The 16,483-nt window shown below is 60.5% G+C and carries 17 protein-coding genes; 11 read left to right on the forward strand and 6 right to left on the reverse strand.

Features of this window, described 5'->3' with window-relative positions:
* Together NUV89_RS06145 and NUV89_RS06150 are read left to right on the forward strand one after the other, a co-directional pair.
* Nucleotides 1–134: NAD(P) transhydrogenase subunit alpha (locus NUV89_RS06145; RefSeq protein ID WP_257780664.1), on the forward strand; the 134-nt coding region annotated here is incomplete at its 5' end.
* The gene (locus NUV89_RS06150; RefSeq protein ID WP_257780628.1) at nt 134–1,570 is read left to right on the forward strand and encodes an NAD(P)(+) transhydrogenase (Re/Si-specific) subunit beta; all 1,437 of its coding nucleotides are present in this window, start codon (nt 134–136) and stop codon (nt 1,568–1,570) included. The genes NUV89_RS06145 and NUV89_RS06150, both read left to right, overlap by 1 nt.
* A gap of 45 nt (nt 1,571–1,615) precedes the next feature.
* On the opposite strand, the gene NUV89_RS06155 is transcribed toward NUV89_RS06150, so the two are convergent.
* Nucleotides 1,616–2,443, reverse strand: a complete 828-nt coding sequence (locus NUV89_RS06155) for an SDR family NAD(P)-dependent oxidoreductase (RefSeq protein ID WP_257780629.1) — start codon at nt 2,441–2,443, stop codon at nt 1,616–1,618.
* Between the two features lie 427 nt (nt 2,444–2,870).
* Here NUV89_RS06155 and NUV89_RS06160 point away from each other — a divergent pair, with 427 nt between their 5' ends.
* The 3 genes from NUV89_RS06160 to NUV89_RS06170 all read left to right on the forward strand — a co-directional run bounded on the left by NUV89_RS06160 (nt 2,871) and on the right by NUV89_RS06170 (nt 5,960).
* The gene (locus tag NUV89_RS06160; RefSeq protein ID WP_257780630.1) at nt 2,871–4,229 is read left to right on the forward strand and encodes an MFS transporter; all 1,359 of its coding nucleotides are present in this window, start codon (nt 2,871–2,873) and stop codon (nt 4,227–4,229) included.
* A 64-nt stretch (nt 4,230–4,293) separates the two neighbouring features.
* On the forward strand, nt 4,294–5,082 hold the full coding sequence (locus NUV89_RS06165) for an aspartate/glutamate racemase family protein (protein ID WP_257780631.1): 789 nt from the start codon (nt 4,294–4,296) through the stop codon (nt 5,080–5,082).
* On the forward strand, nt 5,079–5,960 hold the full coding sequence (locus tag NUV89_RS06170; RefSeq protein WP_257780632.1) for a helix-turn-helix domain-containing protein: 882 nt from the start codon (nt 5,079–5,081) through the stop codon (nt 5,958–5,960). Before NUV89_RS06165 ends, NUV89_RS06170 begins: the two co-directional genes overlap by 4 nt.
* Before the next feature lie 45 nt (nt 5,961–6,005).
* Here NUV89_RS06170 and NUV89_RS06175 read toward each other — a convergent pair whose 3' ends face one another.
* From NUV89_RS06175 to NUV89_RS06195, 5 genes are all read right to left on the reverse strand, one after another.
* Complete coding sequence (locus NUV89_RS06175; protein ID WP_057432519.1) at nt 6,006–6,398, reverse strand: Rid family hydrolase; 393 nt, start codon at nt 6,396–6,398, stop codon at nt 6,006–6,008.
* Nucleotides 6,399–6,406: 8 nt separating this feature from the next.
* On the reverse strand, nt 6,407–7,756 hold the full coding sequence (locus NUV89_RS06180) for an MFS transporter (protein WP_257780633.1): 1,350 nt from the start codon (nt 7,754–7,756) through the stop codon (nt 6,407–6,409).
* Between the two features lie 89 nt (nt 7,757–7,845).
* On the reverse strand, nt 7,846–8,559 hold the full coding sequence (locus NUV89_RS06185) for an SDR family NAD(P)-dependent oxidoreductase (RefSeq protein WP_087694423.1): 714 nt from the start codon (nt 8,557–8,559) through the stop codon (nt 7,846–7,848).
* A gap of 14 nt (nt 8,560–8,573) precedes the next feature.
* Nucleotides 8,574–9,863, reverse strand: a complete 1,290-nt coding sequence (locus NUV89_RS06190) for an NAD(P)/FAD-dependent oxidoreductase (RefSeq protein WP_257780634.1) — start codon at nt 9,861–9,863, stop codon at nt 8,574–8,576.
* 124 nt (nt 9,864–9,987) lie between these two features.
* The gene (locus NUV89_RS06195; protein WP_057432512.1) at nt 9,988–10,914 is read right to left on the reverse strand and encodes a LysR family transcriptional regulator; all 927 of its coding nucleotides are present in this window, start codon (nt 10,912–10,914) and stop codon (nt 9,988–9,990) included.
* A gap of 234 nt (nt 10,915–11,148) precedes the next feature.
* Here NUV89_RS06195 and NUV89_RS06200 point away from each other — a divergent pair, with 234 nt between their 5' ends.
* From NUV89_RS06200 to NUV89_RS06225, 6 genes are all read left to right on the forward strand, one after another.
* On the forward strand, nt 11,149–11,994 hold the full coding sequence (locus NUV89_RS06200; protein ID WP_257780635.1) for a transporter substrate-binding domain-containing protein: 846 nt from the start codon (nt 11,149–11,151) through the stop codon (nt 11,992–11,994).
* A 54-nt stretch (nt 11,995–12,048) separates the two neighbouring features.
* Nucleotides 12,049–12,870, forward strand: a complete 822-nt coding sequence (locus NUV89_RS06205) for an amino acid ABC transporter ATP-binding protein (RefSeq protein WP_257780636.1) — start codon at nt 12,049–12,051, stop codon at nt 12,868–12,870.
* 11 nt (nt 12,871–12,881) lie between these two features.
* Nucleotides 12,882–13,553: an amino acid ABC transporter permease gene (locus tag NUV89_RS06210; protein ID WP_257780637.1), complete on the forward strand. Its 672-nt coding sequence runs from the start codon at nt 12,882–12,884 to the stop codon at nt 13,551–13,553.
* 10 nt (nt 13,554–13,563) lie between these two features.
* Nucleotides 13,564–14,229 carry an amino acid ABC transporter permease gene (locus tag NUV89_RS06215; RefSeq protein WP_257780638.1) on the forward strand — a complete coding sequence of 222 codons (666 nt, stop codon included), beginning with the start codon at nt 13,564–13,566 and terminating at the stop codon, nt 14,227–14,229.
* A gap of 22 nt (nt 14,230–14,251) precedes the next feature.
* Complete coding sequence (gene dapA / locus NUV89_RS06220; protein ID WP_257780639.1) at nt 14,252–15,133, forward strand: 4-hydroxy-tetrahydrodipicolinate synthase; 882 nt, start codon at nt 14,252–14,254, stop codon at nt 15,131–15,133.
* A 72-nt stretch (nt 15,134–15,205) separates the two neighbouring features.
* Entirely contained in the window at nt 15,206–16,480 is a 1,275-nt protein-coding gene (locus NUV89_RS06225) for an FAD-binding oxidoreductase (protein WP_257780640.1), read from the forward strand.
* The last annotated feature ends 3 nt before the right edge of the window (nt 16,481–16,483 follow it).

Here is a 16,483-nt window from a genome sequence, read left to right on the forward strand (position 1 = left end):
GCAAGACCATGGGCACCCTGGCCGTGGCCTTGGCAGCAGTCAACGTGTTCGGCGGTTTCCTGGTGACTCGTAGGATGCTTGAGATGTTCAAGAAGAAAGCACCCAAAGCTGTGAAAGAAGAGGTGCAGAAGTAATGAGCATGAATCTGGTAACGACGCTCTACCTGATCGCGTCGATCTGCTTCATCCAGGCCCTTAAAGGCCTGTCGCACCCGACCACGTCGCGACGCGGCAACCTGTTCGGCATGCTCGGCATGGCGCTGGCAGTGCTGACCACCGTGGGCCTCATCTATAAGCTTGGGGCTGAGCTGGCCACAGCGGGTATCGGCTACGTAATTGTTGGCCTGCTGATCGGCGGCACCGCCGGTTCGATCATGGCCAAGCGCGTGGAAATGACCAAGATGCCGGAGCTGGTGGCGTTCATGCACAGCATGATCGGTCTCGCAGCGGTGTTTATTGCGATTGCTGCAGTGGTCGAGCCGCAGTCCCTGGGCATCGTCAAACACCTCGGTGATGCGATCCCGGCTGGTAACCGCCTGGAGCTGTTCCTCGGCGCGGCCATCGGTGCCATCACCTTCTCCGGTTCGGTCATCGCTTTCGGCAAGCTGTCGGGCAAGTACAAGTTCCGCCTGTTCCAGGGCGCACCGGTACAGTTTGGCGGCCAGCATAAATTGAACCTGGTGCTCGGCCTGTTGACGCTTGGCCTGGGCCTCGCCTTTATGTTCACCGGCAACCTCACCGCCTTCGCGCTGATGCTGGCCCTGGCCTTCGTGCTCGGCGTGCTCATCATCATCCCGATCGGCGGCGCCGACATGCCGGTGGTGGTGTCGATGCTCAACAGCTACTCCGGCTGGGCAGCGGCGGGTATTGGCTTCTCGCTGAACAACTCGATGCTGATTATCGCCGGCTCCCTGGTGGGCTCCAGCGGCGCGATCCTGTCGTACATCATGTGCAAGGCGATGAACCGTTCCTTCTTTAATGTACTGCTGGGCGGTTTCGGCAATGCGCCGGATGCGGGTGCCGCAGCCGGTTCCAAAGAAGCCCGCCCGGTCAAATCCGGCTCGGCCGACGATGCGACCTTCCTGCTGACCAACGCCGACACCGTAATCATCGTTCCGGGCTACGGCCTGGCAGTCGCGCGGGCGCAACACGCGCTCAAGGAACTGACGGAGAAGCTGGTGCACCGCGGCGTCACCGTGAAATACGCGATTCACCCAGTAGCGGGCCGCATGCCCGGCCACATGAACGTCCTGCTCGCCGAAGCCGAAGTGCCTTACGACCAGGTGTTCGAGATGGAAGACATCAACTCCGAGTTCGGCCAGGCCGACGTGGTGCTGGTGCTAGGCGCCAACGACGTGGTCAACCCAGCGGCCAAGAATGATCCGAACTCGCCAATTGCCGGCATGCCGATCCTCGAAGCGTTCAAGGCCAAGACCATCATCGTCAACAAGCGCTCGATGGCCAGCGGTTATGCCGGTTTGGATAACGAGCTGTTCTACCTGGATAAGACCATGATGGTCTTTGGTGATGCGAAGAAGGTCATTGAAGACATGGTCAAAGCCGTGGAGTAAAAAAACCGGCCTATACCAGGCCGGTGTTTTATCCATGAACCGGGGTTACTTTGCGGTTGCCGCAAACCCCGGGCGTGGGATCTTGCCCATCAACATGCAGGACAGCCCACCATTCACATCCACCTCGGTGCCGCTGATATAAGACGAGCGCTCACTGAGCAGAAACAGCACGGCGTTGGCGATGTCTTCGGGCGTGCCGATACGCTGCGTTGCGGTAAAGGCTTCGCGCGCTTGCGTGATGCCTGGATGGTCGTAATAGGCGGCCGTCAGTGCCGTGCGAATCATCCCCGGCGCTACGCAATTGCTCCGAATGCCAAACGGTCCCCATTCCACCGCCAGTTGCTTGGACAAGGCCTCCACAGCAGCCTTGCTCGGCGAATAGGCACCGCTGTAAGGCTGTGGGTTTTGCGCAGAAATCGAGCTGATGTGCACGATGCTGCCTGCACCCGACTCACGCATCAGGCGCCCGAACTCACGGGCGCAGAGCAGGTAGCCATTGAGGTTGACCGACAGCAGGGCATTCCAGTCGGCCAGTTCGATCTCGGCCAGGTTGGCTGCACGCAGAATGCCAGCGGCGTTAACCAATGCATCACAGCCGCCAAGCTCCTGGGCGACACGTTCGGCGGCGGCCTTGACCTGCAACTCGTCGGCGATATCACAGGCGATACTCAAGCTGCGGCCGGGGTAGTCGTTCAAAGACTGCTGCAACTGTTCACACCCCTGCAGGTTGCGATCCAGAAGCACCACATGGGCGCCGCTTTCGGCCAACGCGCTGACAATCGAGGCACCAATGCCGCTGGCGGCGCCGTTGACGACACAGACCTTGCCAGCGATGCCGAGCCAATCAGTATGAAGGGGGGAGGGCGTTGTCATTGTTGTATCTCCAGAGATTCATCGCGCAAAGGACGCAACGACGCCTGTAGTTTTCATGAGTCACCCGGTGAAAATAAGGGCAAAAAGCGGCGCAAAATTGCACTTTTTCTAACTGCCCCTGAAAAACCCGCACCCTCCCTGTATCGATGAACTGCCACGAGATAGACGGTTTTCGCGCCCAAAGACGGGCAGGCTGACTGCACCGTCAGGTATAGGGGTTCCCTATAGGGTCCACTGGATTCGCCCTGTTCATCCGCTCGCAAAAAGGGCGCAACAATGCGCCACGGGCTCCTGATCACTGCGTACCCATGGGCCGGACACCTCGCAGAAGATTGCAGCCAAGACTCGATCCTGCCGTGTCCAACCCTGAGTGATCGACCCGTCCACCACTCTGCCACGAACTACAATAATTTCAGAGGCGTGCACCATGAACGGTACATCGACAGCAGCCCCCGGCCTGATCGACGGGCAGGCGGGTAATGACCCCCATGCGCAACAGACAGCCAAGTCCACCCGCAAACCCTTGAGTAAAGCCGTGCTCGGCGTGACGCTGGGCAATATGGTGGAGTGGTTTGACTTCGCGCTGTATTCGTCGATGGCGGTGTTGATCGGCGACATCTTCTTTCACAGCGAAAGCCGTACGACACAACTGATCGCCATCTACGCGACCTTCGCCGCCGGGTTCCTGATGCGGCCGTTGGGCAGCCTGGTCTTCGGGCCTATTGGCGACCGCTATGGGCGCCGTACGGCGCTCACGCTGAGCATCGCGCTGATGGCGGTGGCAACCTTCTGCATTGCGTTGATTCCTTCTTACGAAAGCATCGGTATAGCGGCCCCCATTCTGTTGGTGGCGATGCGCATGCTCCAGGGCTTGTCGACCGGGGGCGAGTACGGCGGTTCGGTGATTTTCATCGCCGAACACGCGCCGGATAAAAGTCGCAGTTTCCTCACCAGTTGGCTGGAGGTCGGCATCCTTTCCGGCTTCCTGCTCGGCGGCGTGGTGGTCAGCGCCCTGATGCTCGCCCTTGGTGAAGAAACCATGCGTGCCTGGGGCTGGCGCGTGCCGTTTGTGATCGGTGGCCTGCTCGGCATGATCGCCCTGTACCTGCGCCTGAACCTTGAAGAAACCCCGATCTTCAAAGAGCTGCAAGAGAACGAACGCAAACAGGTGGCCAACAAACGCAGCCTGCTGTCGATGCTGGTGGATGAGTGGCCCAACCTGGTCAAGAGCATGGGCCTGGTGGCGATCTACAACGTTTGTTACTACGTAGTGTTGGGCTACATCCCCGGCTACCTGACGAACGAACTGGGCTACTCCGCCAGCTTCGGCAGCGTGCTGGGGATGGTCGGCACCTTGAGCATGCTGTTGTTGGTGCCGTTCTCCGGTTTGCTGGCTGATCGGGTAGGGCGCAAGCGCTTGATCGCGCTGGGTTGCATCCTGCTGATCGTATTTTCGATCCCTGCCTTCACGATGTTGCAAACCCACAACGTGGTGCTGGTGTATGTCGCGGTGCTCGGTCTGCTGGTTGCGCAATTACTGTTTGAAGGCGCGATGGGCGCCACGCTGGTGTCGCTGTTCAAGGCACCGGTGCGTTTCAGTGCCTTGGCCCTGAGCTACAACCTGTCGGTGTCGTTGTTCGGCGGCACTGCGCCGTTGGTCAATACCTGGCTGATCGGCCAGACCGGCAACACCATGATCCCGGCTTACTACCTGATCGGCGCCGCTGTGGTGGGGCTGATCGCGATTCTGAAGACCGAAGACCGCACCGGTAAACCGATGCCTTGAAGCTGTTTCCTCATTGACCGGCGGCCAGGGCTGCCGGTTTTTTTTGTCTACAGGAAGACGCGCGATGAAACTCTGCTGGATACACCCCACGGGCCGCAATGCGGCCCTTGAATCGTTGTGGAACACCATTCACCAGAGTGTGGGCGCGGCCGTGGCGCCGGGTGTGCAACTGGACTTCCGTTTCCTCGATAACAGCGGCGGCTTCACCCGTTCGCTCTACGCCGAACACCTGAATTCGGTGCTGATGGTGGAAGCGGCCATCCAGGCCCAGACCGATGGCTACGACGGTGTGTTTCTCGGTTGCTGGAACGACCCGTTATGGGAGGCGCGGGAAATGCTCGACATTCCGGTGGCTTCGGTGGGCGAACAATCGATGTTGGCGGCGCTCGCCATGGGCCAGCGCTTTGCGGTGATCACCGTGTCGGATAAAACCGCCGTGGCCATCGAGCGCGACATCGTCGGGTACGGCCTGAATGAGCGCTGTATTCGCCAGCCGGTTCGTTCGATAAAACCATTCTCCAACCTGGAGTTATTGCTGGAAGCGACTCACTCGCCGCAGACAAGCTTTATCCCACGCCTGGAAGCCGTGGCGCAGCAGTGCATTGCCGAGGGTGCGGACGTGATCCTGGTGGGCTGTGCCTATTACGGGCCGTTGCTGCGGCGCATCGGCTACCGCCAGGTCACGGGCACACAAGTGCCGGTGGTGGACTCGTCCACCGTGGCCCTCAAGTACCTGGAAGCCATGGTGGGCATTGCCCAGTGCACCGGTGTGGTGAAGAGTACGGCGAACCTGTTCGCCGGCATCGATGCGGTTTCCATCGCCCAGGCACGCAGGGCCCTGGGCCTGCTATGAGGGCATTGCCCGATGCGTTGCAGCGCACGGTGCCGACCTTCAAACTCTACGGTGAGATACTGCCGTGGGCCTCGCCAGAGCCGCTGCACAGTGAATTGATCTGTGATCGCAGCGGCCGTCTGGACTGGCATATTCCCAATCATCGTCACGCCGACCTGGTGCACTTTGTGTACCTGCGCAGCGGTGCTTTGGTGGTGCAACTGGAGGCCGCCCGGCATGCCTTGAGCGGGCCAGCCTTGATTGTGGTGCCGGTGATGGCGATCCATGGTTTTGACTTGGAGCCCGGAGCGGACGGTTATTCGGTCGCCATCCAGAAGGCCTTTCTCGATGAACTCATCGCCCCCGGCGAGGCATTTGCCCGGGGCCAGCACTATCGGCTTGCCGATCATCCCCAGGTCGGTGTGCTCGATGCCTTGTTCAGCTTGCTGCATAACGAGTACACCGGCTCCGCCATGGGCCGCGATGCTGCGCTGCAAGGCGTGGTGCAAGTGCTGGCGGTACAGATCGGGCGCCTGGCGGGCAGCGGCGGAGCACCGCCGCGTGTCGACAGCAAAGGCCTGCACCACTTGCAGCGCTTCCAGAAACGCGTCGAGCAATGCTTTAAGCAACACGTGGCCATCGAAGTCCTGGCCAATGAGTTGGGCATTACCGGTACTTATCTGAATCAGGTGTGCCAACGCCTGACGGGCAGCAGTGCGCTGCATATCCTGCATAACCGCTTGATGCTCGAAGCCCGCCGCTTGCTGATCTACACCACCTTGACCATCAGCCAGGTGGCTGATGAGTTGGGCTTTGACGACCCGGCGTATTTCACCCGGTTTTTCAAACGCCATGCGGCGATCTCGCCGAAGGCTTTCCGCCAAAAACGCGGCGCATAAAAAAGGCCGCGACAGATGCGCGGCCCCTTGGCTTAACCGAGCGGTTTACTCGGCGACGATCGCGTAGGTTTCGATTTCAACCTTCTGCCACGGGCGCAGCATCGAATCCACTTGGATCAGGCTGCTGGCCGGGCGAATGGCGTCGAACACTTCGCTGTGGGCCTTGGCCACTGGCGTTGCATCGTTGATGTCACGCAGGTAGACCACGGTGCGAACCACGTCTGCGGCGCTCATGCCGGCTTCGGCCAGCACCTTGTTCACGGTCACCAGGATAGCCTGGGCCTGCTCGTAGGCATTGCTGTGCTCGTAGTCGGGCGAGGCGCAGGTGCCGGAGATATGCAGGTGGTTGCCGACGCGCACGGCGCGGGAATAACCGAACACGGATTCGTACTGGCCGCCGGAGGAGATGTTTTGGCGAGGTGCGGTTTTGCTGGTCATGGTCGTTCTCATTTTGGGAGGGGTTGGCCGGTGGAATCTTTGACGAACAGGATCGACACCAGGCCGATCACGGCGCCGGCAATCAGGTACCAGGCCGGGATCATCTGGTTGCCGGTGGCAGAAATCAGCCAGGTGTTGATCAAGGGCGCGGTGCCGCCGAACAGCGACACGGCGATGTTGTAGCTCAGGGCCAGGGCGCTGAAGCGTACGCGGGCGGAGAACAGCGACGTCATGGTCGCCGGCATGGCGCCTTCGAAGAACAGCTGGGACAGCGTCAGGATCAACAGGGCCGCGAGCAGGAACGCCGCGTTGCCGGTGTGCAGCAACATAAAGCAGGGGAACGCCATCACGATCAGCAGCACGCAGCCACTGATGATCATGCGATTACGCCCCAAGCGGTCGGCGAGCAGGCCGGACACGGGGATCAGCACCAGCATGAACAGGGTGGCGGTCATGCCCAGGGACATGGCGAACGATTTGCTGTAGCCCAGCACGTTTTCCAGGTAGCCGGGGATGTAGCCGAGGATGATGTAGTAGGTGACATTGAACACCGTCACCAAGCCCATGCATTGCAGGATCTTTGGCCACTCATTGACCAACAGGCTGAACAGGCTCTGTTTGGGGGTGTTGGCTTTGTGCAGTTTTTCGCTGGCCTGGATTTCCTTGAACACTGGGGTTTCTTCCAGGCCCAGGCGCAGGTACAGCGCGATCAAACCGAGCAATCCGCCGATTGCGAAGGGCACGCGCCAGCCCCAGTCCTGCATGACTTCATCACCCAAACCGAGGGTAAACAGGCTGACCACCGCACCGCCAAGCAAGAACCCGGAGATATTGCCGAACTCCAGCCAACTGGTGAAAAAACTGCGGCGTTTGTCGGGCGAGTGTTCGGCGATAAAAGTGCAGGAACCGCCATATTCGCCACCGGTGGAGAGGCCTTGCAGCAGGCGCATCAGAATCAGCAAGATGGGCGCGGCCACGCCGATGCTGGCATGGCTGGGGATCAGTGCAATGGCGAACGTGGCGATGGCCATCAGGCTGATGCTTAACGACAACGCGGTGCGCCGCCCGTATTTGTCGCCAATCGGCCCGAATACCAGGCTGCCCAGGGGGCGGATGAGAAAGCCGGCGGCGAAGGTGGCGTAAATCGCCAGCAATTGCGTGGTGGGGTTATCGTCATGGAAAAACGTCTTGCCAATGATCCCGGCAAGGGAGGAGTACAGTGCAAAGTCGAACCATTCGACCATGTTGCCCAGCGTCACGCCGACCACCGCTTTGGTCAGGCGTTTGCGAGCAGGTTGGGCCGGCGCACGCTCGGCGGAATAATCAGGTGAAATCGAGGAAGCGTAAACTTCGCCCATGATATTGCCCTCTGGAATAATTGTAGTGAGGCAGCAGTCAATAGGGAGTCAGGCCCACGTCTAACGCGTGGGGCCTGCGATACAGCGGATCAGCGCATAAACACACCACCGGCGATGCACAGCGATTCACCGGTGACATAGCCCGGTTTGGCGCTCAGTTGCCAGACCCAATCAGCGATCTCTTCAACCCGTGCCGCACGCTTGAGTGGAATCGACGCCACCGCCGCTTCAATGCGGCCACCCGCGCGGGTGCCTTCGGTGTCAACCCAGCCTGGGGCGAGGGCGTTGACCACGATGTTGTCATCCGCCAGCTCAATGGCCAGCGAGCGCGTCATCGCCACCACGGCGGCCTTCGAAGCGCTGTACAGCAACTGGTTCTTGGACACGGTAAACGCATCCACCGAGGCGAAGAATACAATCGCGCCACCGCCTGCGGCCTTGAGATGGCGGCTGCCGATCCGCGCAATGTTCAGCGAGCCAAGCACGTTGATATCGAAAATCTTGCGGTACAGCGCTTCGCTGAAGCTTTCCAGGGACGAGGTGGGGAAGATCCCTGCCGCGTTGATTACCGCCTTGAGCGGTGCCTTGCCGTCGAGGGCCGCGTCGATGGCGTCGGTCAGGCTGTCTTCGCGGGTGATGTCGCCGACCACGGGCGAGAACAGGGCGCTCGCAGGCTGCTTGCTTGGCGTCACATCGACGGCGACCACATGCCAGCCTTCATCCTGAAAGCGTTGTGCGACGGCCTGGCCCATGCCGGAAGAGGTGCCTGTGATGATGACGCTGGCGTTCGGTGCAGTGCTCATAATTGGGTATCCGATCAGGCGAGTTGAGGTTGTGGGGCAGGGGTCGGCAGGGCCAGTTCGAGGACGTCGAGTTGGCTCTGGGTTTCCTGGTAGTTGGCCAGCCATTCCCGTTTGACGATGTCGATGCGCGAGTCGGCGGTTTGCAACTGGGCGAACTTGGCGGCGAGGCCTTTCATCCCGGCGGCGCGCAGTTTGAGGAAGCGCATCACCAGCTTGGTCTGTTCGCAGTACACCGGCCATTGCGGGCCACGCGGCGCGCCCAGGCCGATATAGAACAGGCCTTCAAGGTTGGTCGGCAGGGTCATGGCGGCGGTGCGCAGTGGTGCGCCATCACGCCATTGCAGCAGGCTTTCGTCGAGGAACGGCAGGCGTGTATTGAAGCCGGTAGCCCACAGGATGGTGTCGTAATCGGCCTGGCTGCCATCGGTGAACGTGACGGTCTTGCCTTCGATGGTTTCGATGCCCGGCGCGACCTTGATGCGGCCGTGCTGAATCCAATACAGCAGCAGGGTGTTGACCACCGGCGGCTGGGCGTCCAGGTCATAGGTTTCCGGTGCGGGCAGGCCGGGGTAGTTCTTGTGGGTGCCGACACTGGCCATGATCAGCATGTTCATGATCATGTTTTGTTGTTCCGGCGCCAGTTGGCCGAGCAACGGCAGCTCGCCGCGAGGCAGGCCGAACACAGTCTTGGGCTGGAACAACTGGCCCCGGCGGATGGCGATGGTGGTGTCCAGGCGCGCCTGGGCGGCATCCACTGCCAGGTCGCACCCGGAGTTGCCGAAGCCGACCACCAGCACCTTGCCTTTGATCTGCTGCACGTTGCGGTATTCACCGGAGTGGATCGACACACCGGTAAAGCGCTTGCCGACTTCCGGCACTTTGCAGTCCCACAAATGCCCGTTCGCGACCAGCACCCCGGCATAGCGCTTGCTGGTGCCATCGGCCAGGGTCACATCCCAGCCGGCTTCGCCGTTGTCGCCCAGCGGCTTGATGCTGCTGACAGCGGTGTTGAAGGTGATCTTTTCGCGCAGGCCGAACTGGTCGGTGTACGCATTCATGTAGGTCTTGATCTGATCGCGGCTTGGGTACACCGGGTAATCGGCGGGCATGGGGAACCCATCGAAAAACGAACTGCTCTTGGGCGTGATCAGGTGCAGCGCATCGTAGTCGGTGTTCCAGTGGCCGCCGATGTGCCCGGACTTTTCGAAACAGTCCACCTGGAAACCGGCGTCGGTCATGGTCTTCAAGGCCGCAAGGCCAGCGGCGCCGGCACCGATAATGCAGTAGCGTGGTTGATTGGACATTATGACTCCCCATTACTCAAACGTTGGAAGCGCCTATTGTTGGCGTCCGTGGAATGAGTATCCGGTCAAGGACCAAGCGGATGAATGGGGCAAGTCATGTGCGTCCTATAGGCATCGCCTATAGCTAAAACGACTCCAGGTGCGCGTAGCGGCTCTGGATGCGACTCAAGTGCGTGCGCATCAGGTTGAGCAGCACGCGGGTGGGCGGCGAGATGGGCGTGTCGTGGCGATGGATGAAGCCAAATACTTCGAAAATCGCTGGGGTGATGGGCGCCCAGCCCAGGCGATCATTGAAGCCCAGGTGGTGCAGGATCGGCCGGGTCGCGATCACATCGCCCAAGCCGCGCGCAGCCAATTCGAAGCCGGTGATCTGGTGTTCCACCTCAATGATCGGGTCCAACACTTCGCCACCTTTGGCTGCCAGTTGCGCCAGCAGGCGGCGGATCGGGTCGGCTGAGCGCCAGCGCGCCTCGGTAAGAATCAGCGGCGCCACCGCCAGGTCATTGATGGTTTTCGGCCCCTTGAGGCGTTCGGGGTCAGCACTGATATACCCGACTTGGGCTGACCACACGGGCTCGCTCACCGTCAGGTTTTGCTGCTTGATGGGCAGCATCACCAGCCCCGCTTCAATCTCCCCCTGGCTGACCAGTTCGGCGATCTCCGAGGAGTTGTAGCCAACGATCTTGATGCGCATATCCGGGTGCAGGGTGCGGAACTCTTCGATCAAGTCGGTGAGGAAGTAGTGATGCGCGGTGCCGAAGGTTCCGAAACTCGCGACCCCACCAGACAGTTCGCGCACCGCCTGCACGGCTTCATACCCCTGGCGAGCCGAAGTCACCATGCCTTGCGCAAACGGCTGCAGCCGCCTGCCGGCCTCGGTCAGCATCAGCCGGCGGTTGGTGCGGATGAACACGTGCGTGCCCAAATGCTCCTCCAGCCGCAGGATCTGCTCCGACAGCGACGGCTGGGAAATATGCAGGCTCTCGGCGGCCTTGGAGAACGTGCCGTGCTCGATGGCGGCGAGAAAGTAGTTGAGCTGTTGCAGTGTCATAGGGCTGACCATCACCAATTTTGCACAAAATGGCACAGTTCTGACGGATCGCGAAGCGGCACGCGGGCAAATCCCTGAAACGTCCTTCACCTGAAAATAAAAAATCCTACGAACGATTGACACATCAAATCGCTCAGATCTAATCTGCATACAGCGCTGCATACATGACAGCGTATGCAGCTTCGACGCTTGTACCTTTCTGCCCAAAAAAAACTAAATATCGGTGAGGTCAACATGAAACAGCTCCATTCTTCCCCCCTGCGCAAGCTGCTCGCAGGCGTCGCTGTACTCGGCGCGCTGCTGGTTCAAGCGCCCGCACAGGCCGCTGATCCCACGTTGTGGCAAGGCATCCAGAAGGCCGGTGTCCTGCGTTGCGGGGCGGCTGTGGCGGCGCCCTATGTGATGCGCGATGCGCGCTCGGGCGAGTACAGCGGCTACTTTGTCGACCTGTGCCGGGACTTCGGCGAGAAGGTGCTGAAGGTCAAGGTCGAGTTCGTCGACACCAACTGGGACAACCTGGTGGCAGGCCTGCAAGGCGGTAAGTGGGACCTGGCCATGGCACTCAACCAAACGCCGGAACGCGCCATGGCGGTGACCTTTTCGGTACCCGCGACCGACTACCAGATCTCGCTGTTGACCAACAAAGACAATCCCAAATTTGCCAGTGCCGGCAATGCCATCAGCGACTATGACAAACCCGGTGTTTCCATCGCCGTAATGTCGGGCACGGCTGCCGACAAAGCCATCTCCAGCGTGGTGAAAAACGCCACGATCATGCGCCTGCCGGGCATGGATGAAACCCGTCTGGCAGTGATGTCCAAGCGCGCCGATATACTGGTCGACGCCAATGACACCAACCACCTCTTCGCCATCGCAAACCCGGATTGGACCAAGGAAATCCTCCCCGTACCGGCACTGGCGAAACAGGGCGTCGCCTTCGGCCTGCCACGCAATGCGGCACCTTCAGACCTGCAAGTCTTGAACATCTACCTCACGCAACGTCGAGAAACCGGGGAGATTTCCTCACTGGTGGACAAGGCTTCTGCGCTCGCCAACGCCGGCGATAAAACCCCTCAGTGATGTTTTGATTTTCCCGAGAGCGGCTGGCACAAGCGCTCTCCTGGAGACCGTGCTATGACCGCGCCTTATTTGGTGGCTGCCCAGCCACAGGATTCGCTCACCCTTGATTCGGCCAAGGGCGATTTCATCCAGTTGCGAGATGTCTACAAGTCCTACGGTGAAGGCCTGGTGGTGATGGACCACCTGAACCTCGACATGCGTTCGGATGACCGGCTGGTGATCATTGGTCCGAGCGGTAGCGGCAAGAGTTCGTTGCTGCGGGTGATGATGGGCCTGGAAAGCATTCAGGGCGGCACCATCGCCTTCCAGGGCCAGCCCTACATCAATGGCTGCGGCCGTGGCGCCGGCAAACCGCTGGATGCGACGTTGCAAGCCCAGGTGGGCATGGTGTTCCAGCACTACACCTTGTTCCCGCATCTGTCGGTACTGGGCAACCTGATTCTGGCGCCGATGAAAGTGCATGGCCTTTCCAAGGCGCAGGCGACAGACAAGGCGCGGGTGTTTCTGGCGCGGCTGGGCCTGGAGAGCAAGCTCAATGTGTACCCGAGCCAGCTGTCCGGCGGGCAAAAGCAGCGCGTGGCGATCGCTCGCGCCTTGATGCTGGAACCCAAGCTGATGCTATTCGATGAGGTGACTTCGGCCCTCGACCCGGAAATGGTCACCGAAGTGCAAGGTGTGATGATGCAATTGGCCGAAGAAAAAATGGCCATGATTATCGTGACGCACGACATGCATTTTGCCCGCAGCATCGCCACCCGCGTGGTGTTCTGCGCCCAGGGCAAAGTGGTCGAGCAGGGCCCGCCGGAGCAGATCTTCACCAAGCCCAGGGAGCCGCGTACCCGCGAGTTCCTGGAAAAAGTCCTGCACCTGGAGTGAGGCACGCCGCCATGAATTATGAATTCGATTTTCACTTTCTGACCGGCAATTGGGGCGCGCTGTGGGATGGCCTGAAGGTCACCTTGCAGCTGGCCTTGGTCTCCAACGTGGTCGGTTTGGTCCTGGGATTTGGCCTGTGCCTGCTGACGCTCAGCCGCTGGTTTTTCATCCGTTGGCCCGCGCAGCTGTTTGTCGAGTTCTTCCGGTGCACCCCGGCGCTGTTGCAGATCGTGTGGTTTTTTTACTGCGTGCCGATGCTGTTCAACGTATTTATCGACCCCATCACCATGGGGGTACTTGCCCTGGGCCTGAACCTCACCGCGTTCAATGCCGAAGCGTATCGGGCTGGTGTGCAGGCGGTGCCGAGGGAGCATCTGGATGCCTGCGTGGCACTCGGCCTGCGGCCGTGGCAGCGCACGCTCTACGTGGTCTTGCCCCAGGCGTTGCGCACGGCCTTGCCGGTGCTGATGACCAATGGCATTTCCATCCTGCAGCAGAGTGCGCTGGTCGCCATCGTGGCTGTCGGCGACCTGATGTACGTGGGCAAGAGCATCGCAACCGAAGCTTACCGGCCGCTGGAAACCTACTCGCTGATCGCCTTGATCTACTTCGCATTGTCCCTGCCCATTGCGCAGTGCGTGCAGTGGCTCGAACGCCGTCAGGACGCTGCGCTCGCGCGCTGAGGAGATCGTCATGCATCTGGATTTTATGGTGGTGTTTTCTTACTGGCAGGTCTTGGCCAAGGGGCTGGCGCTGACGCTGGCATTCACCGTGAGCTGTGCGCTGCTGGGGAGTGTCTTCGGCTTTTTGCTGAGCCTGCTGCGCCTGTCGAAAAACCGCTTTATCAGCATTCCGACCGGGCTGTACGTCGAGCTGTTTCGTGGCACGCCGTTGTTGATCCAGTTGTTCTGGATTTTCTTCTGCCTGCCGGTGGTGTTTGGCCTTGATGTGCCGCCTTACGTCTCTGTGTTGCTGGCATTGACCCTCTACATGACCGCCATTACCAGCGAGACCTTCCGGGGTGCGCTCAAGTCCATTCCCAGCGAACAGCACGACGCCTGCACCGCCCTCGGCGTTGCCAAGTGGAACAAGGTGCTCTACGTGATCTTCCCGCAGGCACTGCTGCGGGCCATACCGCCGCTGCTTTCCAATGTCGTCAGCCTGTTCAAGGAGAGCGCGCTGATTTCATCCGTGGGCATCGCTGACCTGATGTTCGTCGGGCAAAACATTTCCAACAGTACCGCACGCCCGGTGGAGTTTTTATCGGCGGTGGCGGTGATCTATTTCCTGGTGGCGTTCCCCCTGACCCGGCTGGTCGGGGTCGTCGAAACCCGGATGCTCAAACGCTACGCCTACTGACCCACACACTGGAGACGCACTCATGCAACCACTCAACGGCATCATGCCGGCCCTGGTTACCCCATTCGATAAAAACGGCGCGGTCGACTACGACGTGCTGGCCTCCCTGGTCGAGTACCAGATCAAGCAGGGTGTTGGCGGCCTGGTCCCGCTGGGCTCAACCGGCGAGTACTACGCGCTGACCAATGAAGAGCGCCGCCAGGTCATGGCCACCGTGCGCGAAGTCGCCAATGGCCGCGTCATGCTGATCGCCGGCGCCAATGGTTCGTGTACCCGCGAAGTGATCGAACAAGTCAAACAGGCGCGGGACACCGGCTACAGCAATTTGCTGATCGCGCCACCGTACTACGCCATCCCGACCCAGGATGAATTGATTGGTCACTACAACGCTATTCTCGATGCGGTGCCCGATGTGAACATCGTGCTGTACAACTACCCGATCCGCACCAACGTGGAGGTGGGCTACAGCGTCATGGATGCGCTCAAGGACCACGAACGCGTCATCGCCATCAAGGAGAGCGCAGGCAACCTGCTGCGGGCCATCGAGATTGATGAGCGCTACAAGGGCAAGATCCAGCTCTCGTGCGGTTCGGATGACCAGGCCCTGGACTTTTTCCTGTGGGGCGCGACCAGCTGGATCTGCGCGCCGGCGAACTTCCTCGCGCCGCAAATCGTGGCGTTCTATGAACACTACGTCAGTGGCCAACTCGCAGGGGCCCAACAGATCGTACGCTCGCTGTTCCCGCTGATGAATAACCTGGAAAGTGGCAAGTTCATCCAGAAGGTCAAGTATGGTTGTGAGCTGGCCGGCTTCAATGTGGGCGTGGCACGCATGCCGTTGCTGCCGCTGACCCCTGAGGAAAAGTCCGAATTCCGTCGCGAATTCGAGAAGCTCCAGGGCTGATATCGACCCGCATCGGTGCCCAGTGCCGATGCGGATTCATACACGCAGGTTCTGCGCGAATCGAGGGGCTTTATGATCAACACGCAATCGCCCACCAGCGGCCAAACGGCTGTCGTAATCGGCGGCGGTATCGTCGGGGTGTGCTGTGCCTTGTATCTGCAACGCGAAGGCCACCGGGTAACGCTGATCGACCCACAAGCGCCGGGTGACAGCACCGCCAAATGGAGCTGCGGGCAGATGGCGGTCAGTGAGGTCATTCCGTTGTCCAAGCCGGGCATTCTGAAAAAGATCCCGGGCTGGCTGCTGGATCAGAAGGGCCCGTTGGCGCTGCGTCCCAGCGCGCTGCCCGGGATACTGCCGTGGTTTTTGCGCTTTGTGGCCTGTGCCCGGCATTCGCGCATTGTCGACATCGCCAATGAAATGGCGACCCTGACGCACCACGTCTATGAAGATTACGCGCCACTGCTGGAGCGTTGCGCTGATAAAACCCTGATGGGCGAGCGGCCGATTATTGAGGTGTTTGATACGCCGCAAGGTTTGGCCCAGGAAGGCCCGCATAGGGAGCTGCGGCGCTCCCTGGGTTTCAAGTCCGAAGTGCTGGACCGTGCGGCGATTGCGGACCTGGAGCCGGCGCTGGCGGGAAAATTCAGCCACGGCCTGCTGTTTCCGGATTGGCGTGCGGTCAGCGATACCCAAGGGTTTATCGCTGCACTCACGCAGAGCTTTATCGACCAGGGCGGCGTGCGTGTGCGTGGGCAGGTCCGGGCAATCGACGAAAATGCTGACCGCGCCAGTGGCGTGACCCTGGTCAGCGGTGAGCGTTACCCGGCTGACCACGTGGTGATCGCGGCGGGCACCGGCTCACGCCAGTTTTTTTCGCAGATCGGCGGCTCAGTACCGCTGGCGGGCATCGCCGGCTACCAGGTGCTGTTGCCCCATTCGGGGGTAGAGGTGCGTCACTCGGTGATCTATGCCGATGGCGGCTTCTGTTTTGCACCGATGACCCGTGGCTTGCAGATCGGCGGCACCATCGAGTTTTCCGGGCCGGATGCCGAGCCGAATTTCAAGCGGGCCGACATCATTCTGGAAAAGGCCCGCAAGATTCTTCCGCAATTGCAACTCGACGACGTTGAATACGGCATCGGTTACCGGCCCTTTCTGCCCGACACCAAGCCGGTGATCGACCGCAGCGCGCGGCTGAGCAATGTCTTCCTCGCCTTTGGCCACGGTCAGCTCGGCCTGACACTGGGCGCCACCACCGGGCGCCTGATTGCCGACCTGGTCGCCGAACGCCCACCTGCACAAGACCTGACGCCATTCAGCGCCCGACGCTTTGCGTTTACCTGAGGT

Source organism: Pseudomonas sp. 18.1.10, from assembly GCF_024655625.1.
In the GTDB taxonomy this organism is placed as follows: Bacteria; Pseudomonadota; Gammaproteobacteria; order Pseudomonadales; family Pseudomonadaceae; genus Aquipseudomonas.

Bases quoted from the DNA above. Each gene is read 5' to 3' on its own strand.
- NUV89_RS06165 (WP_257780631.1), top strand. From the start codon at position 4,294: ATGAAACTCTGCTGGATACACCCCACGGGCCGCAATGCGGCCCTTGAA.
- NUV89_RS06180 (WP_257780633.1), bottom strand. From the start codon at position 7,756: ATGGGCGAAGTTTACGCTTCCTCGATTTCACCTGATTATTCCGCCGAG.
- dapA (WP_257780639.1), top strand. From the start codon at position 14,252: ATGCAACCACTCAACGGCATCATGCCGGCCCTGGTTACCCCATTCGAT.
- NUV89_RS06190 (WP_257780634.1), bottom strand. From the start codon at position 9,863: ATGTCCAATCAACCACGCTACTGCATTATCGGTGCCGGCGCCGCTGGC.
- NUV89_RS06155 (WP_257780629.1), bottom strand. From the start codon at position 2,443: ATGACAACGCCCTCCCCCCTTCATACTGATTGGCTCGGCATCGCTGGC.
- NUV89_RS06215 (WP_257780638.1), top strand. From the start codon at position 13,564: ATGCATCTGGATTTTATGGTGGTGTTTTCTTACTGGCAGGTCTTGGCC.
- NUV89_RS06175 (WP_057432519.1), bottom strand. From the start codon at position 6,398: ATGACCAGCAAAACCGCACCTCGCCAAAACATCTCCTCCGGCGGCCAG.
- NUV89_RS06150 (WP_257780628.1), top strand. From the start codon at position 134: ATGAGCATGAATCTGGTAACGACGCTCTACCTGATCGCGTCGATCTGC.
- NUV89_RS06200 (WP_257780635.1), top strand. From the start codon at position 11,149: ATGAAACAGCTCCATTCTTCCCCCCTGCGCAAGCTGCTCGCAGGCGTC.
- NUV89_RS06160 (WP_257780630.1), top strand. From the start codon at position 2,871: ATGAACGGTACATCGACAGCAGCCCCCGGCCTGATCGACGGGCAGGCG.
- NUV89_RS06210 (WP_257780637.1), top strand. From the start codon at position 12,882: ATGAATTATGAATTCGATTTTCACTTTCTGACCGGCAATTGGGGCGCG.
- NUV89_RS06225 (WP_257780640.1), top strand. From the start codon at position 15,206: ATGATCAACACGCAATCGCCCACCAGCGGCCAAACGGCTGTCGTAATC.
- NUV89_RS06170 (WP_257780632.1), top strand. From the start codon at position 5,079: ATGAGGGCATTGCCCGATGCGTTGCAGCGCACGGTGCCGACCTTCAAA.
- NUV89_RS06205 (WP_257780636.1), top strand. From the start codon at position 12,049: ATGACCGCGCCTTATTTGGTGGCTGCCCAGCCACAGGATTCGCTCACC.
- NUV89_RS06185 (WP_087694423.1), bottom strand. From the start codon at position 8,559: ATGAGCACTGCACCGAACGCCAGCGTCATCATCACAGGCACCTCTTCC.
- NUV89_RS06195 (WP_057432512.1), bottom strand. From the start codon at position 10,914: ATGACACTGCAACAGCTCAACTACTTTCTCGCCGCCATCGAGCACGGC.